Annotated in this window: 15 protein-coding genes; 9 read left to right on the plus strand and 6 right to left on the minus strand. The window is 69.9% G+C overall.

Features of this window, described 5'->3' with window-relative positions:
- Window positions 1-167: 167 nt before the first annotated feature.
- Window positions 168-1,865 (minus strand): GTPase, encoded by a 1,698-nt coding sequence (locus tag HUW62_RS01305; RefSeq protein ID WP_176433313.1) that lies wholly within the window; start codon window positions 1,863-1,865, stop codon window positions 168-170.
- 126 nt (window positions 1,866-1,991) lie between these two features.
- Here HUW62_RS01305 and HUW62_RS01310 point away from each other — a divergent pair, with 126 nt between their 5' ends.
- From HUW62_RS01310 to HUW62_RS01325, 4 genes are all read left to right on the plus strand, one after another.
- Window positions 1,992-2,888, plus strand: coding sequence for a dimethylarginine dimethylaminohydrolase family protein (locus HUW62_RS01310; RefSeq protein WP_176433314.1), 897 nt, complete (start codon window positions 1,992-1,994; stop codon window positions 2,886-2,888).
- Window positions 2,881-3,672 (plus strand): hypothetical protein, encoded by a 792-nt coding sequence (locus HUW62_RS01315; protein WP_176433315.1) that lies wholly within the window; start codon window positions 2,881-2,883, stop codon window positions 3,670-3,672. The genes HUW62_RS01310 and HUW62_RS01315 overlap by 8 nt, the downstream gene beginning before the upstream one ends.
- 123 nt (window positions 3,673-3,795) lie before the next feature.
- Window positions 3,796-5,121 carry a DUF4150 domain-containing protein gene (locus HUW62_RS01320; RefSeq protein ID WP_176433316.1) on the plus strand — a complete coding sequence of 442 codons (1,326 nt, stop codon included), beginning with the start codon at window positions 3,796-3,798 and terminating at the stop codon, window positions 5,119-5,121.
- A 3-nt stretch (window positions 5,122-5,124) separates the two neighbouring features.
- Complete coding sequence (locus HUW62_RS01325) at window positions 5,125-5,862, plus strand: SMI1/KNR4 family protein (RefSeq protein ID WP_176433317.1); 738 nt, start codon at window positions 5,125-5,127, stop codon at window positions 5,860-5,862.
- Window positions 5,863-5,871: 9 nt separating this feature from the next.
- Here HUW62_RS01325 and HUW62_RS01330 read toward each other — a convergent pair whose 3' ends face one another.
- Entirely contained in the window at window positions 5,872-6,528 is a 657-nt protein-coding gene (locus HUW62_RS01330) for an MBL fold metallo-hydrolase (RefSeq protein ID WP_176433318.1), read from the minus strand.
- Between the two features lie 145 nt (window positions 6,529-6,673).
- Here HUW62_RS01330 and HUW62_RS01335 point away from each other — a divergent pair, with 145 nt between their 5' ends.
- The 5 genes from HUW62_RS01335 (at window position 6,674) to HUW62_RS01355 (ending at window position 16,781) form a co-directional block, all read left to right on the plus strand.
- A complete protein-coding gene (locus tag HUW62_RS01335; protein WP_176433319.1) occupies window positions 6,674-8,602 on the plus strand; it encodes a lipase maturation factor family protein in 1,929 nt (642 codons plus the stop codon).
- A gap of 81 nt (window positions 8,603-8,683) precedes the next feature.
- Window positions 8,684-12,589, plus strand: a complete 3,906-nt coding sequence (locus HUW62_RS01340) for a serine/threonine-protein kinase (protein WP_176433320.1) — start codon at window positions 8,684-8,686, stop codon at window positions 12,587-12,589.
- Between the two features lie 166 nt (window positions 12,590-12,755).
- Entirely contained in the window at window positions 12,756-14,405 is a 1,650-nt protein-coding gene (locus HUW62_RS01345) for a hypothetical protein (RefSeq protein ID WP_176433321.1), read from the plus strand.
- Window positions 14,406-14,439: 34 nt separating this feature from the next.
- The gene (locus tag HUW62_RS01350; RefSeq protein WP_163864298.1) at window positions 14,440-15,789 is read left to right on the plus strand and encodes an HD-GYP domain-containing protein; all 1,350 of its coding nucleotides are present in this window, start codon (window positions 14,440-14,442) and stop codon (window positions 15,787-15,789) included.
- A gap of 209 nt (window positions 15,790-15,998) precedes the next feature.
- Complete coding sequence (locus tag HUW62_RS01355) at window positions 15,999-16,781, plus strand: Ig-like domain-containing protein (RefSeq protein ID WP_240356226.1); 783 nt, start codon at window positions 15,999-16,001, stop codon at window positions 16,779-16,781.
- A 227-nt stretch (window positions 16,782-17,008) separates the two neighbouring features.
- On the opposite strand, the gene traB is transcribed toward HUW62_RS01355, so the two are convergent.
- From traB to HUW62_RS01375, 4 genes are all read right to left on the minus strand, one after another.
- Entirely contained in the window at window positions 17,009-18,640 is a 1,632-nt protein-coding gene (gene traB / locus HUW62_RS01360) for an outer membrane exchange protein TraB (protein ID WP_176433322.1), read from the minus strand.
- Complete coding sequence (gene traA, locus HUW62_RS01365) at window positions 18,637-20,829, minus strand: outer membrane exchange protein TraA family protein (RefSeq protein WP_368670319.1); 2,193 nt, start codon at window positions 20,827-20,829, stop codon at window positions 18,637-18,639. Before traA ends, traB begins: the two co-directional genes overlap by 4 nt.
- A 301-nt stretch (window positions 20,830-21,130) precedes the next feature.
- Window positions 21,131-22,201 carry a hypothetical protein gene (locus tag HUW62_RS01370; protein WP_176433324.1) on the minus strand — a complete coding sequence of 357 codons (1,071 nt, stop codon included), beginning with the start codon at window positions 22,199-22,201 and terminating at the stop codon, window positions 21,131-21,133.
- A gap of 151 nt (window positions 22,202-22,352) precedes the next feature.
- Window positions 22,353-24,098, minus strand: a complete 1,746-nt coding sequence (locus HUW62_RS01375) for a GTPase domain-containing protein (RefSeq protein ID WP_176433325.1) — start codon at window positions 24,096-24,098, stop codon at window positions 22,353-22,355.
- Window positions 24,099-24,122 lie beyond the last annotated feature (24 nt).

The following is a 24,122-nucleotide window of genomic DNA, read 5'->3' on the forward strand; positions in this document are numbered from 1 at the left end:
TGGGCAAGGGTTGGAACAACCCGTCCGTGCCCGCGCGCATCGCTGGCTATGGAGACCCGGTGCGCGAGACGCGCGTGGCCGCGCCCATCTGCCGTGACTCCAGTCGCGACACGCTCATGGCCGCTTCGGAGGGCGCGCACACGCCGGGCCAGCCGGTGGTGTCCATCTCACCGGAGCGCCAGGATGCGCCGCGCGGCCTCCCGCCCGGGGCGAAGGCCATCATCGACGGCCTCTCCCAGCCGCCCGCCCAGGGTGGCCAGGGCCTCGACGAAGCGCGTGCGCCCGCCAGCGCCAGCACGGCGAGCGGCCCCAGCGAGACTCGCTGAGGCCAGCATCGCGCCCGCGCCCGCGAGCAGCGTGAAGAGGGCTCCCGCGTTGACGAAGTAGTCCAGCGGCAACAAGGGGCCCTCCACGTAGGCGCGCACCACGCGGTAGCCCACGTGACCCAGCAGCACGAACAGCGGCAGGTTGATGAGTGGCAGCACCAGCCAGCGCGCGGTGCGCCACCACCTCGCGACTGCTTCCGCCACGCCCGTCGTCGCCGTGTAGCGCCACGCGGCGGCCCGCGCCGCGCGCACCTCCTCCAACATCGTCTCCACGTCCGGCACGCCGAGCAGCGAAGGCTCCAGGCCTCCGGCGCGCGCGATGCTGCGGGCTTCCGCCAACGCCGTGCGCGCGGCGGACTCCACGCCGAAGTCGTCCTCGAAGGGCTCAATCACCGCGCTCTCGGCGGCGCGCGCGCGGGTGTGTCCCCGCACCGCGTCCACCACCGTGGAGGCCGCCGCCACCGCGAGTCCCGCGGGCAGGCTGCGTCGGCCCACCAGCGCCGCCGCGCCCAGGCCGCTCGCGCCCCACACGGAGAAGCGAAGGCCCCACGCGGCGGGGCCCCAGAAGCGTCCTCCCGCCTGTCGTCGCACCTCCGCCGCCAGGTGGCCGTGTGCGAGTCGGAGCCGCGCGTCGAAGTCCTCGCGCAAGCCGTCGGACGCCTTCGCCAGTCCGGAGTCCAGGGCCGTGCGGGTGCGCGCGAGCAGTGCGTCCGTTTCGTCGAGCGCGGCCTTCACGCGCGCTGACACTTCGTCGAGCGCGCCCATGGCATTGCCACGGCGCACGCGCGCGGCGATGGCCTGGGTGGCGAGTCCTCGCAGGTGGAAGAGGAGCGGGCCGAACTCGCCGGACACGTCGCGGCCTTCCTTGGCGGCCAGTGCGCTGATGGCGAAGACGGGCACGTCCTGGGCGGGGAGGCCGAACTGCTCGGCGGCGACGCGGCGCACCTGGGCCTTGAGCGTCTCGCGAGACTCGGGCGACAGCTCGTCCGCGAAGTTGAGGATGAAGACGAGCGCGCGGCGGCGGGCGAACTCCGCGAGGAACTCCACCTGGGTGGCCTCGGCCACGCTGCCCCGATGCATGACGACGAGCGCCACGTCCGCGCGCTCCAGCGCGGCGCGAGCGACGTCGCGATGGGTGGTGGCCACGCTGTTGAGGTCGGGGGTGTCGATGAACACCTGTCCGCCCCAGAGGGCCTGGGGGCCGGGCACGTACCGCGCCACGCGGGCGCCCGTCTGCGCGAGGGTGTCCGCCGCGGCGCCCTCGGGGGCGAAGACGGTGGCGGCGGTGCTGGTGGGACGGTCCACGCCCTCGCGGGAGAGGGACTGTCCGGCCAGGGCGTTGAGGAGGGTGGACTTTCCCGCGCCGGTGGCGCCCACGAGCGCGACACCGAGGGGAGCGTCCCTGCTCGCGACGCCACGCGCGTAGTCGTCCACGAGGCGCTCCAACCGCGCCGCATGTGGCTGGAGCGGTGGCAGTTCCAGGGCGGTCTTCAAGAGGGACCGCAGGGCATCGGGTTCAGGGAGGCTCGTCTCGTCCACGTGTGGGGCAGCCTGTCCCGGCGTCGAGTCGAGGGCCAGTGCGAATGTGACGAGGCGTGCGCCAGCGTTCAATGGACGGGGGTGCGGTGGCGGTCCTCCGTGGGGGAAGGGTAGAAGCGGAGGGTCATGGAACTCTTCCTCATGTCGCCCCCGGGGCGAGGCTGGGCGCTGCGCGGGCGGAACAACTTCCGCAGTCGCGAGGCGGGGCAGGTGGATGCGCGCAAGGCCCGGCGCGAGTGGCTGACGTTGGCGCGGGCCATCGAGGCACGGGGCGGCACGGTGGTGGCGCTGTCTTCGCCGTCGGAGTTGCTGACGGGCATGCCGTACGCGGCGGAGTGCGGACAGGTGGTGGCGCGCTCGGGTGCGGCGCCGTGGTTCGTGTTGCCTCGGATGATGAGCGCGCACCGTCAGGCGGAGAAGGAGCACTGGGCCGCGTTGGCGCGGCGCATGGGGTTCGAGGTGGTGGAGCCGGACGTGGGCATCTGGGAGGCCCATGGAGACGTGGCGCACTTCGACGGGGCCACGCTGCTGTTCTGGGGTGGACGCACGACGTTGGACGGGCTGGAGGCCGCGTCGCGTTGGATTCCGGGCGAGGTGTTGCATGTGCAGGTCCGCGAGCCCGCGTTCCACGGCAACATGGCGCTGCTGCCGTTGCCCGCCGTGGACCGGATGTTGGTGTGTCCGGAGGTCATCGCCGCGGAGTCGCATGCGCGGCTGCTCGAGCGGTTCGGTGAGGAGCGGTTGCTCACGGTGACGGAGGACGAGATTCGTCGCTATGCCACCAACGGGTTGCCGGTGGGGCGGGACTTGCTCGCGCCCTCCGTGGTGCCGGAGGCGGTGAAGGCGCGGGTGGAGGCGCTGGGGATGGGCGTGGTGTCGCTCGACATGAGCGAGCTGTGTGAGAAGGGTGGGGGTTCTTCTCGCTGCCTCGTGTCGCGCGCGTGGGTGGAGGACGGCGCGGTGCGGATTCCGGACGAGGCGAGGCTGTCAGCCGTGGCGAAGGACATCGAAGCCGATGCGTGACACCGAGGCACTGGCGAGGCAGGCCGAGGCATTCTTCTCCGCGCATCCGGGCGTGTCGCTGATGGCGCTGGGGGCGGGGGAGCACGCGGAGGCGATGGACCTGTCACCGCTGGGGTTGCCGGCGACGTATCTGCCCGCCGAGCGGAATCTGGAGTTGGCGAAGCAATACCTGGCGCTGAACCAGTTCGCCTTCAGAGGGATTGGTGTGCCGCGTTGGGTGTTGTCGGACCTGTACCTGATGCCGGGAGCGATTGGGTTGCTGCGCTGTCCCGCGCGGATGTTGAAGCCGGAGTTGCGCGCGCACTTGGAGCTCGCGGACGAGGCGCCGGCCATCGGCGCGGCGTACTACGCGGCACCGTCGATGACGTCGGGGTTGTTCATCGGCGTGTCGCTGCTGAGCTTCCTGCCGGGGACGGGCGCGGGCGCCTGGGTGAAGGCACTGACCTTGTGCATGCTGCGAGCGACGCGGCTGCGCGGCGTGGCGCAGTGGGACAATCCGAGTGTTCGTGTCCACGCGCGACTGGGGCCCTTGCGACTGGTGGGGCGTGTGCCTGGAGGACACGAGTACGGCGAGCGGACGTTTGTCTACGAGACGGACCTGTCCGATGGGGTGTGCGTGGCGGAGGCGATGGAGCGTCGACTGTCGCTGGAGCCCACGCGGCGCATCGCCGTCACGGACCTGCCGGCACTGAGCGCGCTGCTGGACCGCGCGGAGGCGGGCGAGGCGTTGTACCTCGTCCCTCCCGGTGTCCAGGAGGGCCACGTGCTGGTGCGCGAGGGCTGATTCTTGACCTTGGGGGAGGCTGTAGGACCAGGTCAGTCGCCGTCCCATGTCATCCCGTAACGGTACGATTCGAACTTCAGTGCAGGAACGCGCCATGGTGTTGGTGACCATGTGGGAGATGCCATGAGTCGTGTCTATGCGAATGGCCGTTCGATTCTGCACAAGGGAGATGGCAATACGCACACGTCGGCCGCCCCCGATGTCTGCAAGGTTCCAACGCCGGGAGGACCGGTGCCCACGCCCTTCGTCAACTCGGCGCAGGACGCCATGCTTTCCAAGGGCAGCACGAGTGTAACCATCAGCGGACACCCGGTGGCACTGACGAACTCCGAGTTGAGCACCAGCTCCGGTGACGAGCCGGGGACGGCCGGGGGCCTCATCTCCTCCAAGCTCAAGGGCAAGATGGCGTGGGGTAGCGGCAGCGTCGACGTGAAGGTTGAGGGTCGCGGAGTGGTTCGCTACCTCGACGTCACGCTTCACAACGGGAACACCTTCAACACCACGTTCATCTCGGCAGGTGGAACAGGGCTGGCGTATGGGGACGACGCGCAGTGCACGGCGTGCGGCAAACCGCTCGATGACCACCGCGTGCACGAGACCTCTGAAGTCGTCGCTCATGTGGAGCTTGTGTTCGCGGAGTTGATGGAGCGACTGCACGCTCAGCGGCCGCTCATCGACGAATTCCTCCGGCTGAGAGAGAGGCGAAATGCGTTGGAGCGGGATTCTCTCAGGCGTTTCAAGGAAGCCCTGGCCCACCTGGAGCCGCAGAAGCTGCGGCGGAACGAACTGCTGACTCACCTCAAGTCCCCCGCTGTCGAAGGCAAGGCGGCGACTACCAGCCAGCTTTCCGCTCTCCAGGAAGAGTTGAAAACAAGAGAAGAGGGCCTCACCGCGCAGCGGACCGAGGAACGCAAGCACGTCCAGGCGATTGAACAACAGATGAACTCAATCAATGCGCGGCTCAAGGGAATGAACCCTGTGTTGCGCCCGGACAAGAATGTCAAAACATATGTCCAGGGCTACATGTTGGGTGTGTGCGTCTGCAGATGCCCACAGGCTCCACGAATGCTGGCGGCCTGTTCGGGCGAAACGGCACCTGGGTTCCAGGAGGCCGTGGCAGCTACGCCGTTCACGCTGGTCGAGAGCTTCAGCGCGAGCGAGAGTCAGTTGAAGGAACTGCTGAACCAGGGACGGGACAAATGGGAGTGCGCCGCCCCCAAGATCATTCAAGCAGGTGGGGCCTCGGGACATCAGGTGAAGGCCATGTCTGAGCGCTATTTCTCCCCCATCACCCATGCGACAGTGGGGGTGACGTACAGCTTCATGGACGCCAACGGGGCACGGAGCGTGGAGAAGCAGTTCAGCCATGGCGAGTCCGTCCCCTCGTGCGACACCTGCCAGAAGCTGCTTCCCGAGATGCTGTGCAACCACTCCAAGGAATGCGCCTGAGCCATGGACGAACTGCTCACGCTGCTCGAGCGATACGCCCCGGGGTATCGCGACCACATCGAGGGGTATCCGGGGCCGCTCCTCGATGAACTCGAAGAAGCTTTCGGACGAGCACTCCCAAGCAGCTATCGGCAGTTCGCCGAGCTCCTGGGGGCAAGAGGCGGGGCACTCCTCTCAACGGTCGAGGCCTATGACCCACTCTTGGACGTCGCGGACTTCTATCGGGTCATGCCGATGGAAATGCCGCCTCGCAGGTTCCTCTATCTCTTCGGCGATTCTTCTCCGCTGACGCCCATGCCGTACTGGCTCGACCTGGAAGCTCCCTTCGAGGATGGGGACTGTCAGGTGGTGCGGATGCCCCTGGGAGAGCACGCCTGGAAGACGAAGTTGTCCAGGGACTACGTTGGCCTCAGGGAGCTGCTGTTCCTCTGGGCGATGGAGAACATCCATCTGCCGAGTTTTCCTCATCAGGCGCGATACCAGCGCGGTCGGGGGCAGCAGCCGACGACAGCCGAGAAGGTGGCCCAGCTCTTGGGGCAGATGGGGTTCACCCGGCTGCCCTATCCTCGGCACAGCATGCTCTTTGAGCGGGACGATGCTGCCCTTCGACTCTATCGTCCCCCGGAGAGTCCACACTTCGAGATTCGCGTGGGCATGCGAAGTTCTGACAAGCTCGCGCATTTCCAGGCAGTCCTCGAGGACAACACGGACCTTGAGAAGTCCCTCTGGAATGCACCCTGACGCTGATGCCTATGGCGACGGCGCGGCGGGAGTGTCCATGTCTTCCTGCAATGCACGCCGCAGCGCGCTCGCGCCATCCGAGAGGATGGGCTCCCCGTGCGCGAAGCAGACGATGTCCACGACGGCCAGGTGGTCCAGGATGCGCTGGACGCTCTGCCGGGTGCGAAGGGGCTCGTCCTGGTACTCGCTGGGGATGAACTCCGGCGTGCCGTCTCCCTCGTGGGTCAGCAGATCGGAGATGAAGGCGATGCCACGCGGATGCTTCTGCATCCACAGCGTGTACATGGCCACGGCGGGGCCCGGCGTGTGGAAGGGGAGCAGACCTCCCGGAAGCGTGTCGCCCGCCACGTAGATGAAGTCGGGCTTGTCCTCCAGGCCGTAGGCATTCTCCGGAGCCCACACCGGCGCGCCGAAGGCCTTGCGGAACCTCCAGGCGGAGCGCTGGTGATTTCCCGCCGTCAGCACGATGGCGGTGATGTCTCCCAGCTCCCGCAGCTTCGCCTCGTCGATGGGCAGCGGGTCGATGAGGATGACCGCCCCATCGACATCCACCACCGCGTAGGCATCGCTGCGCGTGCCGCCAATGCGGTTGTCCTTCAGGGTCCAGTGGTGGATGCCAGGCGCCACCTCGACCAACTGCTTTGCCTTCCCCTTCGGCTCGCTCATGCCGTGAAAGCTAGGCACCCCGCTTCGATGTCCAGGGGCTCCCACGTGCCTTCGAGCTTGCTCGCCCGGCGCCCCGGCCCTGGAGCGACCACCGCCTCCGTGCGCGGGGGCAGCCATCTCCACCCGCCGCCCCCATGCTTCAGCCATGGTGGGTCTACACACGCACGCGCGTGTCTCCGCCTTCGGGCGACTCACGCGTCCGTCGCCGCTGCTGCTCTACGACGCCGATTGCGGCTTCTGTCGCCGCTGGGTGGCGCGCTGGGCGCAAAGCACCGAAGGCCGTGTCCGTTTCCTCCCAGGTCGCCGCTGGCTCCTCCTGCTGCTCGGCATTCCGAGGCGGGACATGCGTCGCGCCACTCAGCTCGTGGAGCCTTCGGGCCGCGTGTCGCAGGGCGCGGAGGCGGTCTTCCGCGCGCTTGGCCGGTCGCCCCGCTGGCTGACGCGCGGCGCGGCGAGGCTGGGGTTGCTGCCCGGAGTGCTGGGCCTCTCCCAGCGCGTCTACGGCGTCATCGCCCGCAACCGTCGCACGGCGTCGAGAGTGGACCGCTGGCTCTTCGGGCGCACCGTGGCACCGCGTGACTTCCGTCAGGTGCGCTGGGTCTTCCTCCGGTTGATGGGAGGCACGTTCCTCATCGCCTTCACTTCGCTGCGAGGACAGGTGCCGGGGCTGTTCGGCTCGCGAGGCATCCGTCCCGTGAAGGACCTGGTCAGCCAGGAGCGGAAGCAAGCAGCACCTGCTCGCGAGCGCTGGCGTCAATTGCCTACGGTGTTCTGGTTCGGCGCTTCCGACAAGGCGCTCACGCGGGGCTGCACGGTGGGACAGCTCCTGTCCCTCGCGGTCATCTTCAACGCGGCGCCCCGGAGCGCGCTGGCGCTGCTGTGGGGCCTGTACCTCTCCTACGCGGCCGTGGGTCGGGAGTTCCTCTCGTTCCAGTGGGACGTCCTGTTGCTGGAGATGGGCCTCCTGTCCGCGCTCACCGCTCCACGAGGACTTCGACCAGGCCTCGGGCCAGAGTCGCCAGGCGCGTTGGAGGTGTTCCTCTTCCGGCTGCTCGTGTTCCGGCTCTACTTCGGCTCGGGCATCAGCAAGTGGCAGTCAGGGGACAGGACGTGGCGCGAGCTGACGGCCTGTCGGCACTATTACGAGACGGCCCCCCTTCCCACGCGCGGCGGCTGGTACGCGCACCACCTGCCCGAGGGACTCCAGAAGACCTCCACTGCGATGGTGCTCGCGTTGGAGGCCGCGGTGCCCTTCCTCGTCTTCGCCCCCCGTCGACCGAGGCAGCTCGCCTTCGGGGCCTTCTCCGCGTTGCAGGCCGCCATCGTCGCCACCGGCAACTACGGCTTCTTCAATCTCCAGTCCCTGGTGCTGGGCGTGTGGCTGCTGGACGACGCGGCCCTGCGACGGCTGCTCCCATTTCTCCCCGAGAGCCCACCTGCGTCGCGCTCACGAACCTCCTGGAGCAATCTCCTGCTCATGCCGTTCCTGGTGCTCGGCGCCGCCGACATCCTCCTGCGCTTCGAGCGAGGTGCCCGTCTCCCCGAGCGCGTCCTGCGTCCCCTGACATGGCTGCACGGCCGCGTGCGTCCGCTGCGCTCGGTGAATCGCTATGGCCTCTTCAGCGTGATGACGGTGGAGCGGCCGGAAATCGTCGTCGAGGGCTCCAACGACGGCGTGCACTGGGAGCCCTATGGCTTCCGCTACAAGGTGGGTGACGTCGACCAGCCGCCGAGGCAGGTGGCTCCGCATCAACCTCGCCTCGACTGGCAGATGTGGTTCGCCGCGCTCTCCTCGCCGCCGAGCTGGTTCATCGCCTTCCTGGCGCGACTGCTGGAGGGCGCTCCCGAGGTGCTGGGACTGCTCGCGCGCAATCCCTTCCCGGACGCGCCGCCCCGGCAGGTTCGCGCGGTGCTTCACGACTACCGGATGACGGGGCTGGACGAGCGTCGGCGCACGGGGGCGTGGTGGACGCGAGCGCGGCGCGGGCTCTACGTCCAGCCGCTGGCCCTGGCTCCGGGGCCTCGCCCCACGGGCAGCATCCCGCGCTTGAGATGGCTCGCGTCGGGGGGGTAAATGACACCCGGTGGCTGATGTCCCGCAGGGGGCAATGGAAACTGGCGGGAGCCCGGGGCCACTGACTACGGTGTGAGGAAGATGATGTCCGCCAGTGGCTCGGTTCCCCTCGTCTTCGGCCGCTATGCGGTGCTGAGCCGGCTTGCCGTGGGAGGCATGGGCGAAATCTTCCTGGCGCGTCAGGTGGGCGTCAGCGGCTTCGAGCGGGCCGTCATCCTCAAGAACCTGTTGCCGGACCTGCTGGAGCAGGAAGGCTCGCTGGAGATGTTCCTGGACGAGGCGCGCGTGGCGGGGCGCCTCAACCATCCCAACGTCGTCTCCGTGTTCGAGGTCGGCGAGTGGGAGGGAACCTTCTACATCGCCATGGAGTACATCGAAGGCGAGAACCTGGGGCGGCTGGCTCGCGCGGCGGTGCGTGCTGGCGCGGCGCTGAGTCCGGCGGTGTGCGCGGAAATCATCCGTGACGCCGCGCTCGGGTTGGACCATGCGCATCAGGCCGTGGACGCGCAGGGCGTGCCGCTGGACCTGGTCCACCGCGACATCAGTCCGCAGAACATCATGGTGCGGCTGGATGGCGTGACGAAGGTGGTGGACTTCGGCGTGGCCAAGGCGAGCAACCGCTCCACCCGCACGCGCACTGGCATCCTCAAGGGCAAGCTGCGCTACATGTCGCCCGAGCAGGTGCGAAACCAGCCGCTCGACGGACGCAGCGACCAGTATGCGCTCGGCGTGGTGTTGTGGGAGCTGGTGACGCACCGGCCGCTGGTGGAGACGGACAACCCCGCGGAGGCGATGCGGCGTGTCGCGCTGACTCCCGCGCTCAAGCCGTCGATGCTCGTCGACGGCGTCTCCCCGCTCTTGGACAACATCATCCTGCGCATGCTGGCCAAGCCGCGCGAGCAGCGCTTCGAGCGTTGCGCCGACGTGGCCCGCGCGCTCCAGCAGTACCTGGATGAGAGCCCCCGAAAGTCCGAGGACGGCGTCGCCGCGACGACCGAGCGCCTGGTGGGCGAGTTGGTCCGCGCGAGGATGCGCGAGTCGAGCGTGGGCCTCGGCAGTCTCTTGCCGCGTGCGGCGGGCTCCAGCGTGACGTGCCCCCGGTGCGGCCAGTCCACCAGCGGCACCAGTCGCTTCTGTCCTCACTGCGGCAGCGCGCTCAACACTCCCTCCGGGCCCCAGACGCGAAGCAGGCTCACCGGAATGGCGGCGCCCGTCTCGGAGGTGTCCGAGGTCACCTCCGGACACCTCATCGACGCGGAGGCTCCTCCAACCGAACTGCACGTCCCCACCGCCACCGCGCCGACACCGCAGGCCCAGGGGCTCGACGCCGCGTCTCCGGATGCCACGGTGAGGATGCGAGGGCGAGAGGCGGGCGCGCTCCGGCGCAAGCTCGTCATCGTCACGGTGGAGGTGGAGGGCGCGGAGGCGCTGCGGCAAGCGCTGGGGCCGGAGGAGGGCATGGAGGCGGTGGGGCAGCTTCTCGACCTCGTCGCCTCCATCGCCGAGCGACACGAGGCGGAGGTGGTGCAGCTCACCGAGTCCCGCTGGAGCCTCGCCTTCGGCCTGCCGGTGTCGCGTCGCGACGACCCGCTGCGCGCGGTGCGCTGTGTCCTGGAGTTGCTGCGCGCGGTGGAGACCCTGGGGTTGACTCCCTCGCCTGTGTCTCGGGCGGGCCTGGAGTTCGACGCGGTGCTGGTGAGTGGCGGCGGTGGGCGCGTGCCCTGGCGGGTGACGGGCGCGGGGCTGGAGCGGTCCGCCGCGCTGGCGCAGGCGGCGTCACCAGGCGAGGTGCTCGCGGGAGCGGCGGCGAAGGCGCTGCTGGAGGAAGGGGTTCGCTTCGGCGCGGAGCGAACGCTGTCGTCGGGCGCGGCGTGGCGCGTGGAGGCCCTGGGCGGCGTGGTGCGTGGAGTGCCCTTCGTGGGGCGCTCGGACGCGCTGGCGGCGGCGCGGGCCGTGGTGGACTCGGTGCGAGCGGGGCAGGGAGGCGCCAGGCTCTTCGCGGGTGCGGCCGGCGTGGGCAAGAGCCGACTGCTGGAGGCCGTGGCGGAGAGCGCGTCCCACGTGGCCTCGCTGCGCGTGGTGCGGACCAGCGCGGAGGACCTGCGCGGCGCGGGGGCGATGGGCTTGATGCGCTCGGTGCTCACGGGACTGGCGCGCGCGTTGGGTCCGGTCCCGGAGGGCGCGCCACTTCAGCCACTCGGTGCGTTGGGGCTCTCCGCGCAGGAGGTCTCCGCGCTGTGGCGGAGGCTGTCTCATGGCGGGCCGTCGGGACAGCTCCAGGCCGGAGACGCGGCGGTGACGGAGACGCTGCTGCGCGCGGCGCGTCCCGGTGGCGTGCTGCTGCTCGTGGATGATGTGCACCACGCGGACGTGGCCTCGCTGGAGCTGCTCGTGGCGCTGCTGAGCGCGCCGGGCTCGCGGGTAGGCCTGGTCGCCACGACGGCGCCTGATGTGCTTCCCGTCGCGCTCGCTCCGCTGCCGCTCTCCGCGCTGGAGGGAATGCCTCGGCCGGAGTTGCGGGCCCTGTTGGGCACTGCCTTCGGGGCGCTTCCAGGCGCGGAGGTGGAGAAGCTCGTCGTCGAGCGTGCCCAGGGCAATCCCTCCTTCGCCTTGGAGTTGATGCGCGCCCTGGTCGAGCGCGGCGCCGTGCAGCGCCTCGGTGGTTCCTGGCAGGCCACGGCGCCCCTCGGGGAAGCGACGCTGCCCGACAGCCTCGGCCTCGCGCTGGGGGCCCGCCTGGACCTGCTGCCACCGCAGCTCCAGCGCTTCCTCTCACGTGCCGCTGTCGAGGGCTCCGTCTTCTCCTCTTCGCTGGTGCGCGCGTCCCTGCCGGCAGAGGACGCCGTCGAGGACGCGGCGGAGCTGCTGGTCGCGGATGGCTGGCTCGCGGAGGTGGCGGATCGGCCGGGCTGTCTGCGCTTCATGCAGGAGCTGTCGCGTCAGGTGTTGCTGGAGCGGTTGCCGGCGAGCGCGCTGCGCCGCTCGCATCAGGAGTTGGCGGATGCGCTGGGGCAGGACGCCTTCGCCGCCGAGCCCGCGCGCGAGGTTCGCGTGGCCGACCATCTGGTCGCCGCCGCCGCGCCCAACGCCGCCGCGGCCTGTGAGCGCGCGGGTGAGCGACTCTCCGCGCGAGGTGAGTGGCGCGCGGCCTCTGACTACTTCCGCCGGGCGATGGGAGATGCCCCGGGTGCGACGTCCACCTCGCGGCTGTGGCAGCTCGGCATGCTGACGCGAGCGTGCACGTGTCTGACGCAGGTGGACCCCACGGCCGTGGAGCCGCTCGCCGCGCCCTGGCTGGAGAAGCTGCCCGACACCGAGTCCCCCGCCGCGCGCGCGGAGGTGGTGCGCCGTGTCGCGGCCGCGGACCTGAAGCTTGGCCGTGTCGCCGCCGCCGAAGCGCGCCTGGTGGCGATTCGCACCGCCGCCGCGGCGGACCCGGAGGTCCTCGCGTGGGTGCTGGGCGAGCAGGCCCGTGCTCGCGAGGCCCGGGGGGACGTCGCCGGAGCTGTGGAATTGCTGACACAATCCTTCCAGCGCATGGGCGGGCGTCCCGCTCGCGCGTCTGACTTCTACTGGGAGCACCTCAACCTGCTGGGTCGTCTCCAGCTTCGACTCCAGCAGCCGGAGAAGGCTCGCACCAGCTTCACCCATGCCTCCGAGCAGGCTCGCGCCACGGGACATGTCGTGGGTCAGGCCCGTGCCCTCTCCAACCTCGCGGGCCTGCGAGTCCTCTCCGGGGAGCACGCGGCGGCGCTCGTCGAGCTGGAGAGAGCGCTCGTCCTGGCCGAGCAGGGGGGCGATGCCCAGGAGGCAGCGCGCATCCATTACAACGTGGGGCGGCTGCTCGGCGCGGGGGGCCGGGTCGACGAGGCACGTGAGCGATTGGAGCGGGCCCGGGAGCGCGCCCGACTCGCTGGGTGGCGCGAGGGAGAAGCCCTGGCGACCCAGGCCCTGGGGGCGTTGGGGGCCACCGCGCCTCGTCTGTGAAAGGCAACGTTCATTTGGCGGTGCTTGGATTCTGGCTTTAGTGTTCCGCCAGGAATTCAATGCATTGCCAGCCATGCCCGCTCCGACTCCCGCATCCAGAGGCCAGCCAGCGACCCCGAGTCCGGTGGGGGCGCCCGCGCTCTCGCCAGAGGAAGCCGCGACGGAGGTGGGCCACGCGCTGAACAAGGTGCTGGGCGCCTATCGCTTCTACGCGGAAGGGCATGCGGCGCTGGTGGAGGTCCAACAGCGCTTGAGTGAGGCGGTGCGCCGCTACCACGAGGTGACGAGCGAGGCGGTGGTGCTGCACGTGCGCTCCACCGTGCTGCTCCTTGGCGACGTGGTGCTGGTGGAGTCGACGTCGGCGAAGGACTCGGTGACGCGGCCGCTGTTCCTGGAGGGCGTCCAGGAGGTGTTGCTGCAGCCGGGGTTGGAGGCGGAGGAGCTGGGCGCCTTCCTGGGCATGTGGCACCGCGCGCTGCAGCGCACGCTGCCTCCGGAGTACGACTTCTACACGTGGTTCTGGGAGCACGGCTTCGAGGACATCGAGCTGGTCGTCGCGGAGGTGCCCGCGTCGACGGAGACGGGTGAGTCCGCGCAGGCCGAGGCGCAGCTGGCCGAGCGCGAGGAGCAGCTCTTCGCGGAGCTGACGCGGCGCCAGGCCTCGGGCTCCGGCCGTCGTCGTCCCGTGGGACATGACGAGTGGTTGGCGCGACTGGAGGCGGAGGTGCTGGCCCCCGTCAGCGCTCAGGACCTGGTGCGCTCGGGAGCGCCGGCCTTCGCGGGCGCCAGCGACACGGAGGTGGCGGAGCTGCGGGCCTTGCTGGAGCGCGAGCGGGGCGGCGAAGGCGTGCACGAGCGGGGCCTGTGGGTGGTGTGGGGTCTGCTCGCGGTGTGCCAGGAGGAAGAACGAGGAGAGCTCCTGGCGTGGATGGAGGAGCTGCTCTCCGGGCTCGTCTCGCATGGCCGCTGGGCGGAGCTGTCGCAGGTGGTGCAGGGCATGACGAAGGATGCCCGGGCCGCCGGGGCGCGCGCGCCGGACCTCTATGCCGTCACGCGGCTGTTCTTCCGGGAGAAGATGCGCTTCGCGCTGGCGCAGGCCGCCGCCCAGCCGGGCGTGCTGCTGCGGGTGTTGGAGCTGTTGAGCGCGTTGCCGCGTGACACGCTCCAGGGCGCCACGGACCTGCTCTTCGAATTGGCCTCGCCCGAGGCCCGAGGGGCGCTGGCGAAGCTGCTCGTGCGCCGGGGAATCTCGCTGAGCGTGCTGGTGACGCGGGCCTCGTCGCTGGGTGAGGCGGACCTGGACTGGGTGCAGTTCCTGCGCGAGGGAGGGCCCGAGGCGATGCCCCTGACGGCGGCGCTGCTGGGCCATCCCAAGCCGGAGGTGCGCGCGGCGCTGCTGTCCCGGCTGAGTCCTCGGGACGTGGAGGTCCAGCGCTCGCCGCTCCTGAAGCTGCTGGCGGACCCGGCGGCGGGGGTGCGCGGCGCGGCGCTGGTGTTGCTGGTACGCCATGGCGTGGAGGCCGCGGTGGGGCCGCTGGTGTCCCGGCTCGACGCGAAGATGGAGGCTCGCGAACGCATGGCGGTGCTGCGCGCGCTCGCGGACCTGGGCGGGCCCATCGCTGGCGCGGCGTTGCGCTCCGCCTTCGAGCGAGAACTGGACACCGAGCTGAAGGCGCACTGCGCGCGCTGCATCGGCATCCTCGGAGACCCGAGGGCCCGGCCGTTGCTGGAGGCGGTGGCGAACAAGCTCTTCGCGCCGCGCAACTTGAAGCAGGCGTGTCGGGAAGCGCTGGCGCAGCTGGCCCCGGTGGGCTGAAGCCACGGACGAGACGTCGGGGGAACGCGGAGACATGGCGACGGCGACGACACGGGAGGACGCGGCACTGGTGGGGCCGAGGCTCATGGGCCTCGTCGTACGGTGTCTGAACACGGTGTCCCTGCACGACGTGGACAACGCGGGCGTGAAGGAGGCACTCGAGGAGCTGGGCACGCTGCTGGACGCGGAGCTGCGGGGACAGAAGTCCGTGGAGCTGCAGTGCGTGGGCGGAATCCCGTTCCTCAATGGCTCGAGGATGAAGCTGGGCGAGGAACATCTGGAGATGGCCGTCTCGCTGAGGCGCTATCTGGAGCACCTCCAGGTGCAGGAGATTTCGTTCGGCTCGGGGCTGCGTCGCGAGCACCTGCGCGCCTTCCTCGTCGCGTTCCAGAAGCACCGGCGCGCGCAGAAGCCCCAGGCCATCCTCCAGGAGAAGCTGGGGCCCATCCGCCTGCGCGACGTGTTGTCCTCCACGCACGTCCTGACGCCGCGCGAGGTGATGCTGCGCTACTACGCGCGGCTCGTCGTCCTGCTCAAGCACGTCATCAGCACGGGAGGGCAGGTGCGCGTGGAGCGCTTCCGCCGCGTGCTGTTGCGGCTGGCCGAGTCTTCCGTGGGGCATGAGTCGCTCCTGGTGGGCCTCACCCGCTTTCGCCGGACGGACGTGGACGGTGGGCAGCACGGCGCGGCGGTGGCGGTGCTGGCGCTGTTGATGGCGCGTCGGATGGGGCTGTCTCGCGCGCAGCAACTGGACCTGGCCCTCAGCGGGCTGTTCCATGATTTGGGGCGGGGCACCACCACGCTCGCGCCGGAGCAGGAGTTCGACCGCGCCTCCCATGAGCTGCTGGCGCGGCGGGGGCCCTTGAAGACGGCGCTCCGGCTGTTGCAGCGTCCGCTGGACACCAGCCGGCTGGAGCGAGTCGTCGCCGCGCACGACTGTCTCCAGCCGGCCTGGAGTGGACCCGTCCAGCGTCCGGTGGGGATGGCGGGACGGCTCCTGGCGGTGCCCTGTGCCTTCGACCTGCTGACGTTCCCCGCGCCGCCTCATCCGGGGTTGGCACCGGACACGGCGCTGCGGCTCATCACCCACCGGGCCGGCACCCGGTTCGACCCGAGGGTCGTCCGCCTCTTCACCGCGGTGGCCGGCTTCTATCCGGTGGGGACGCTGGTGCGCCTGTCGGGCGGGCAGCTGGGCGTGGTGATGGATGTGCCCACGGATTCGGCGCAGGCAGCCAGACCCCGAGTCCGGGTCATCCAGGGGGCCGGGAAGACCAAGGCGGACTACGTGGTCGACCTCGCGGAGCCCGGCCAGCGGCTCAACATCGTCGCGTCCCTCGATTCCACCGAGAGTGACTTCAACGTCCCGCACTTCCTCTTCTCCTGAGGAGCCGGGCGGATACCGCCTGTCTGGACGAGTGCCTTGCGGACGGCACCGTGCGCGGAGGCGGTGAGAAGAAGGTCTCAGGGGTTCACACGTGGAGCGATGGGCGTGGTTAAAATGGGCGTCACTCCCACCCCGCTTCGTTGTCTGTCTCCGCCGCCGTGAAGACGCCGCGCCTCCTATTTCGTTCCGTCGTTGTTCTCGCGCTCGGCTTGCTGGGCGCATGTGGGCCGTCGCCCGAGTCGCTGACGTTCCAGCCGCTGGAGTCGAAGTTCCTGCGCACGCCGGGGCAGAACGTGAAGCTGGACTACACGGTCCTCGATGCCGAGGGCCAGCGCATGTCCGAGCCGAAGCTGCGGTGGACCAGCTCCGCGACGGATGTGGCGCTGGTGCAGGACGGCGTGGTGACGGTGCGCAAGTCCGGGAAGACCATCATCGGCGTGACGGGGGGCAAGGTGCGTGAGGCCCTGCCGTTGGACCTGGTCATCCTGAACTCGCTCGACGTGCGCGCGCCGGGGGCCGATTTCCTGGAGGTGGGGCGCACCATCAAGATGCGCGTGGTGGCGCGCAATGAGCAGGGCGCGTCGCTTCAGGACGTCACACCGGAGTTCCGCTCGTCGGACGAAACGGTGGCGCGGGTGGAGGACGGGCAGGTGGTGGCGGTGAAGCCCGGCTCGGCCACGGTGAGCGCCAACCTGGGGCACCTGGCTCGACACCTCGCTGTCCAGGTGGTGCCGGCGGACTTCGCGCGTCTGGGGCTCAACCTCACCCACCATCAGTTCGCGCGTCCGGGTCAGTCGGTGTTGCTCCTGGCGCGGGCCTTCAACCGCAACGGCGCGGTGCTCGACAGTGTGCCGCTGGAGTGGTTCTCGTCGGATGCCGCCGTGGTGTCGGTGTCCAAGGACGGCCGGGTGACGGCGGTGGGCTCGGGTCGCGCCGTAGTCTCCGTCGTCGCGGGCCGCCGCCGCTCCGCCGCGGAGTTCGTCGTTCCGTAGTGGCGGTGAGGTGCCTGCTTCGGTGGTGCGGGCCGCTGCTTACGCCTGTGGGTTGAAGGCGCCGCGCCTGAGGCTCTGGCGGGGTGCGCGGACGATGCTTCCTTGAGACCCGGCACCACGCTGAGGATGTCTCAGCGCGGCAAGCCGCAAACGCTGCCTGGTGGGCGCAATGCGCCGCACTGAGAACATCAGTGCGGCGAGCCGAGGACGCTGCCTGAAGACCGCGCCTACGGCTTCGGCGCGGGACTGGCCTTCGGACCCGGTGCCTTCGTCCGCGAGGGGCGCTTGCCCTTCTTGTCGGACGGGTCCTCGGGGCAGGGCGGACGTGGGCCCTCGCTGGGCGGTTGGATGGTGAACTCGACGCGGCGGTTGAGCGCCATGCCTTCTTCCGTCGCGTTGTCGGACAGCGGCCGGCTGCGGCCGAAGCCCTGTGAGCACACCCGCTCCGCCGCCACGCCGCTCTGGACGAGGAAGCGCATCACGCTGGACGCACGCCGACGCGACAGCTCCAGGTTGTACGCATCACTCGCGCGAGCGTCCGTGTGGCCCTCCACCAGCACCCGGTCCATCTCCGGGTTCTCATTCATCACCCGGGCGACCTCCTCCAGAATCGGGAAGGACTCGGAGAGGATGACGTCCTGGTCCGTGGCGAAGTTCACCTGCTCCAGGATGACAATCTTGTTCCCGTCGCGGCGCGCGAGCGGACATCCATCGCGGCCCCGGCTTCCGGCCGGCTGGTCCGGGCACCTGTCGAGCCGGTCCACCGTACCGTCGCCGTCGCGGTCCGTGTCCGGGCAGCCCGCGTTCTCCACGGGGCCGGCCACATCCGGGCACTTGTCGCCCACGCCAATCACCGAGTCGCCATCCGGGTCCACCAGAGGAGGAGGAGGCGGCGCCGGCTCGGGCGGCTCCTTGAAGCGCTCCAGCGCCTCCCACTCGCGCGTCTTCGCTGGAATCCAGATGATGGACGTGAAGAAGCTCAGCGTGGGCGACGCGAGCGAGCATCCACAGCCCGCGCCTCCGCCGAAGGTGAACGTCACGCCGGTGGAGCTGTACCAGCGCAGGCCGATGAGCAGCTCCGCGGGAACCTGCCGCTCCGTCCCAGGCGCCTTCTTCAGTCCCACCGCGCCGTTCACCATGGCGAGCGCGGTGATGCCGCTGCCTCGGAGGATGGGCACCTCGGTGCCCAGGCCAAAGGGCGCCATGTCCCCCAGCGCCACGCCGTCGAACACGCGGTCCGGCCGCTTCCAGAAGCCGCCGTTGAACGCCAGCAGGATGCCGTTGCCGAAGCGGTAGTCGAGCACGAGCCCGGGGGCCCACGTCAGCTCGCCGTCTCCAGCGAACGCGTCCTGCGCGCCCGTGGGGAAGGACACGTTGAGCGTCAGCGCGGCGCCCCAGCCCTTGCCCTCGGCGGGACGGCGAAGACCCGGGATGGCCACCTTGCCGGAGAGGCGCAGGTCCCCGAGCACGAAGCTCTCCACGCTTCCCTCGGTGCCGATGACCTCCAGGTTCTGTCCGCCCTGCGCGAGGATGAGCGGCAGGTCCACGCCAATCTCGCCCCAGTCGAACAGGCCCACCATGGCCATGACGTCGAGCTGGAGGCGGTTGCCGACCAGGCTGATCTTCTCGAGGTCTCCTCCCTCGGGCACCAGCGTGAGCGGGTTGAGCGAGTAGCTGAAGTACGGGCCGAAGGCCACGGACATGTGGGACAGCGGCCGGGACTGGGTGACGACGACCAGGTCCTGCGGCGCCGCGGACGGGCGGAACAACTGCACGTCGAAGCGGGCGTCCGGCTGTGCGGAGGCGACACTGGCCCCTCCGAGCGCCAGGAGGAGGAGCGGGAGGTGGAAGGGTTTCATCGGACGCGGCGCTGGGAGCGGAGGAGCAGGAGGCCCGCGGCGAGCAGGACGAGGATGGTGGCGCTGCCGGCCGGAGTGGCATCGGCGGCGGTGCCGCAGCAGAAGGCGCCGCCCTGCGGGTCGGTGCCGGGCTTGCGTCGGCCGCGCTCGCATTCCTGCGTCTTGGCCGAGCAGTGCTGCACGCCGAGGCAGTCGCCGCTGTCCTCGCACGAGGAGGAGCAGGTGTTGTTGGTGAGGTCGCAGGTGCCGCCGCAGGGGCAGTGCGCATCGGCGAAGCACTGGACGCAGGCTTCACCGTCGCAGACGAGGCCCGCGTCACACGTCACCGCGCAGGCGCCGGCGTTCTCACAGGTGCGAGTCGTCGCATTGCACTGGCCGCTGCCGCAGTCCTCATTGCTCCGGCAGCCGACGCAGGTGCTGTTCTGGACCGAGCCGTCCGACAGACAGAAGGGCGCGTCCGTCTCGCAGGCCTCGCAGCGCGAGCCGCAGTGACGGTCGGTGGTGCAGGAGCTGCACTCGCCGCTGAGACAGAACTGGCCGTCGCTACATTCCAGGTCGGTGCGGCACTGAACGCAGACCTCGCCGTCGAGGCAGAAGGGGCGCTCACCGGGGCACTTGGCGCAGGCGGGGCCGCAGGCGTCGGCGGTGTTGCACTCGGGCAGCGTGGTGACGCAGGTGCCGTTGAGAGGATCGCACTTCTGGCCCTCGCCGCACTGGGCATCGGTGGTGCACTCGACGCAGGAGGGCGAGCCACCGGGCGTCAGCGCCGCGCACTGGGTTCCATTGGGGCAGCAGTTGCAGGAGTTGCCAGCGCAGGAATCATTGGTGGCGCAGGGGAGGCACTGGTTGTTGGTGCAGACCTCGCCACGCTCGCACTGCGAATCGTCGTTGCACTCACGGCACTGGTGGATGTCGGTCGCGCAGACCTGGCCATTGGGGCAGTGCTCGTCGTCGGTGCAAGGGACGCAGGTGGCGGTGGGCTCGTCGCACACGGCGCCCGGGCAGTCCGCGTCGTCGTTGCAACCCGAGCACTGGTTCGTCCCGAGGTCACAGCGGCCGGTGGACGGACAGTCCTCGTCGTCGTTGCAGCCACGGCAGGTGTTGTCGCTCAAGTCGCAGCGGCCGTTGGGGCAGTCGTCATCGCCGTTGCAGCCACGGCAGGTGTTGTCACTCAAGTCACAGCGGCCGTTGGGGCACTGGCCATCATCCGTACACTGCACGCATTGCGTGTTGCCGTTGATGTTGGCGCAGTAGGGCGAGGACTGACCGCAGGGCGAGCAGGAAGAGCCGCAGAAGAGGGCGGAGTCACAGGGCGCGCACAGGGCCGCGGCGTTGCAGTGGAAGTAGGAGGCACAGCCGCCGTTGTTGGGGGAGTTGACGTTGGCGCGGCTGCACTGCTCACAGCGGTTGGGGTCCGTTGAAAAGGACGGGAGGCCGTTCTCCGTCTGGAAGAACTGCGCGGGCTGGAGCAACTGGAAGCCGGAGCTGTACAGGTTGATGATCGGCGGCTGGTTGGCGGCGCGCTCGAAGTCCGTGAAGGCCCCCGTGGACTGGGACATTTCGAGCGCGGCGTGCTCCGTCACCTGCGCGTACAGAATCTCCACGGCGTAGAGTCCCGCCTGGACGAAGGTCACGCTGTTGGTGGTTCGCCAAGTGGGCGCACCCAACTGGGGCGGCCTGTTGATGACCGTATAGGATTGAGACCTGTCGTAGATGACGAGGCTGACGGCATCGTCTGCGTAGTAACCCAGATGCACTGTCTGGCCCGCGAGGCTCGCGGGGACGTTCAAGTAGCCCCGGAAGCGCGAGACGAACGGTGTGAACGCGTCACCATCATTGATGACGTTGAAGCTGCATCCACCCGTTGAACATCCTGGGGCGGAGACTTGTCCCACGAAGTCGCCGTAGCTCAGCGTGCGACCGTCGTTGAGGTTGTTGGACAGGTCGAATGGCGTGCGCATCACGGTCGTGACGCGGTTCTGCTTGCTGGTGGGCTCCTCGAAATAGCCGTTGATGACGTCGAGGTACGTGCCACGTGTCTGCGGGAACTCGCCGAGGGTCCGCGTCCACACGTTGGAGGCGACGCACATGCCTTGCCCGGCTCCGCTCAGCGCGGGGGCAATCGGAGGGCCGGCGACGATGACGTCTGCGAGCTTCTGTCCCCGTGCGGGGGAAGCCACAAGGCACACGGCCAGGGAAGCGAGCGCGAATCGCGCGATGCGGAACAAGGGGGATTTCAAGGCGGCGCCAGCATGCGGGAAGCCCCTGACAAACTCAATTCTCAGGCCATCTGGGCGTCAGACGCGCTTGGTGACGTGGCACGTCGGGCTTCTGACGGCAAACCCGTACCCCTGTCGACACACGGCTGTATCAGTTATCCGGAACAGCGCGGAAAGCCCGTCCTCATGGCGTGTGCGCGGGACTCCTACGAGACGCGGGACGTCATTCCAGTCACCCCGGAGACCGACCTGCTGAATCTCGTCACCGCACTCACGCGCGGCGGCAGGCCGCGTCACCGTCCTGGGAGCGGATGAACGCGGCGGTCAGCTCGGTTCCCACGGCGGCGCCCAGCACCTCGTACGTGCGCCGACGCGCTCCGCCGACCACGGAGGGCTGATGCGTGAGCGACTCCGGGTGTCGCACGAAGATGTTGTAGCCGACGATGCAGCCATCCGCGCGCAGCACGGTGATTCCGTCCGTCGCCATCATCCCGCGCAGCAACTGCCCGGTGGCGCGCACCGCCGTGGCCGCCGCGTCGGTGGGGTCCGCGTGATAGCGGTCCAGCAGCGCCACGATATCCAGCGGGCGCGGCAGGATGATGCCGTCCACGAAGAGCGTGGAGCCCGCGCGCTCCCGGGGCAGCACCGCCACCAGGGCCCCATGGGACGACTGCATCACTTCGAAGAGCACCCGCCGGAAGAACCCCCGCGCTCGCTCCAGACTGGCGCTCGCCACGCCGTCGGTGATGGCCTCCGCCAACTCGTTCAGCACCGCGGGAGGCGAAGCGCCCTCCACGCGAGCACCTGACAGGTACACGTGCCGGCACAGCCCGCCGCCCGCGCGCAGCTCCAGCATGTTGTCCGCGAGCTGGAGCACGCCCACCACACCCGCCTGAGGCTCCTCCGTCCGTCGCAGCCGCTCCAGCGGTGACTCCGCGAGCGGAAACGGGTCCGTGCGGAACACGCCGTAGGCGAAACCCTCCGGCACCCTCAGCAGATACAGCGCCCACCACCGGCCCTGTCCCAGCGGCGCGCACTGCTTGAGCGCCCGCTGGACGGTGGCCCGCGAACGAGGCCCGATTCCGATGGCGATGGGGTCATGCCCGCCCAGCAGCGCGAGCATCTGCCCCAGGTCGTCCCCGATGAACGCCATGGGGAACAGGGGCGCGCCTTCCTCGCGGTAGCGCGACAGCGTGACGATGAGCTCGCCGAGGGAGTCGGCCGTCTGCGCGCACGTCATCCCCGCTTCGTCCAGGAACGTACTGACAGCGTCGGTCAGCAGGTGGCGGAAGGAAAGGACGGGAGGTGGGGAGCCCGGTGCGCCGGAGTCCGAGCCATTCATGACGCGCCCAGCATGGCGCATTGTCGCCGCACACGCACGGGCCGAATATCGACCATCCTGATGGTCCGCGTGACCTCGCCTCGATGTCTCGGTGCGTACGCCTCACCGCTCACGGGGACGGGAAGACGACGGCTCGCCTCCCCGCCAGCCGTCAGGACAGCTCGGCTCGCGTCGCTTCCAGCCGCGCGGCGGTCCGGTTCCAATTCTCCGCCAGCCCGTCCAGTTGACCCAGCACGTCCGAGAAGAATCTCTTCTCCAGCGCATGGGCCAGCGTGGTGCCGTGGGCATCCGCCCACTTCCGGGTGACGCGGGCGCGCACCTGGGCACCCAGCAGGTCCACGAAGCGCTCCATCAGGGGCGTGGACAACAAGGTGCCCGCCCACACCACCGCGTCATGACCGAATCCACCCGTGGCCACCGTCACCACCGCCGCCGCGCCGGACGGCACCGAGTACACCAGCGTCGTCAGCGCCTGGAGCAGCTCCTCGCGCATGCCGCCCTGCAGCTCACCCGCCACCAATTCGCGGCAATAGGCGTACAGCGTGGCGCGGTCCGCCGAGTGGGCATGCAGGGACTCGAAGCCCAGCGGCTCCTCCAGCTTCGCCAGCGTCACGGGCCCGAAGGCCTCGGCCAGCTTCTCGCGCGTCTCGGCGTCTCCCCGCCACGCGGCGACTTCCGGCGCGAAGGCATCCACCAGCCGCCGCACCCCATCCGTCATCGTCGCGTCCACCGCGCGCGTGGGCGTCTCCGAGCCCTCCGGCTCAGGGCCCGTGAAGGACTGGCGCACCTTGCGACTCACGTACGTGAGCGCCGTGGCCAGCCCCCGGAAGGGCAGCCGCACCCACTTGTGGAACTGGCTGCGCGCATCCAGTTCATCGCGGAAGGCGTCGATGAGGATGTCCGCGGGCACCGCCTTGAGCGCCGCCGCGCTGCCCACGCCGTCCAGCTCGTGCCGCAGTCGCTGTCGCAGCCGCTCCGGCTCGCTCGCCGCGCGAGTGGACGCGCGCGCCACCGCCTCCAGCTCCGCGCGAGCGTCCGCGAGTGACGCCTCCAGCGCCCGGGCCTTCAACTCCCGCGCGTGTTCGGCCTCTCCCAGAAGCGAGTTGAGCGGAGGCCGCCCATCCAGCGGCTCCGTCGCGAGGGGACGCAGGCCCGCCTCGACGTCTGGCTGGTGCGGCGCCAGGTAGCGCGCGAGCGGTGGATGACCCACGTCGGAGGCCAGCTTGTCCAGGTGCCCGCGCGCCACCTCCTCGCGAGACGCCTCGTTGTAGACGAGCAGGTACGGCCGGCCATGTCCCACCGCGGCGCGCAGGAAGTCCACCAGCGCCGCGTTCTGGTACGTCTGCCGGCTCACCACGAATACGAGCACGTCCACGGTGACGAGCAGCGCCTCCGCGCGCTCGCGATTCTCCCGGTACACGCTGTCGAAGTCCGGCGTGTCCATGACGAGCAACCCGCGAGGCACCGCGTCCGCGAGCACCAGGTACAGCCGCCCCGCCGGCCCGGGCTGGTCCACGGGCGCCAGCTCCCCCGGAGCGACGGGCACCGTGTCGTAGCGGCGGGTGAGGAAGTCCTTCAGCGCCCCCGTCCATGTCTCCGGGTGGGCCGCCGCGAGGCACTGCTTCGTCAGTCCTCCCTCGGGCCTCGCGGGCGACAGCGGCGCGCCCACCAGCGCGTTGAACAGGGTGGACTTGCCCACGTTGTTGGGGCCGGCGATGGCCACCAGCAGCAGGGGCGCGTCGGCGGAGCCCAGGCGGGGGAGCAGGTCCCTGCGCAGCCGCTCGGCCAGACGACGGGCCAGGTCCGCGTCCGTGCCTTCCGGGAAGCGCTCGGGGGCGGGCAGGGCATCCAGGGCGGACGCGAGGGACTCGCGCAGGCTGTAGGGGTCTCTCGTCATCGGAGGTTCACTCACACCAGAGCA

Origin of the sequence: Myxococcus sp. AM011, from assembly GCF_013372595.1 — a bacterium.
Lineage (GTDB): Bacteria > Myxococcota > Myxococcia > Myxococcales > Myxococcaceae > Myxococcus > Myxococcus eversor.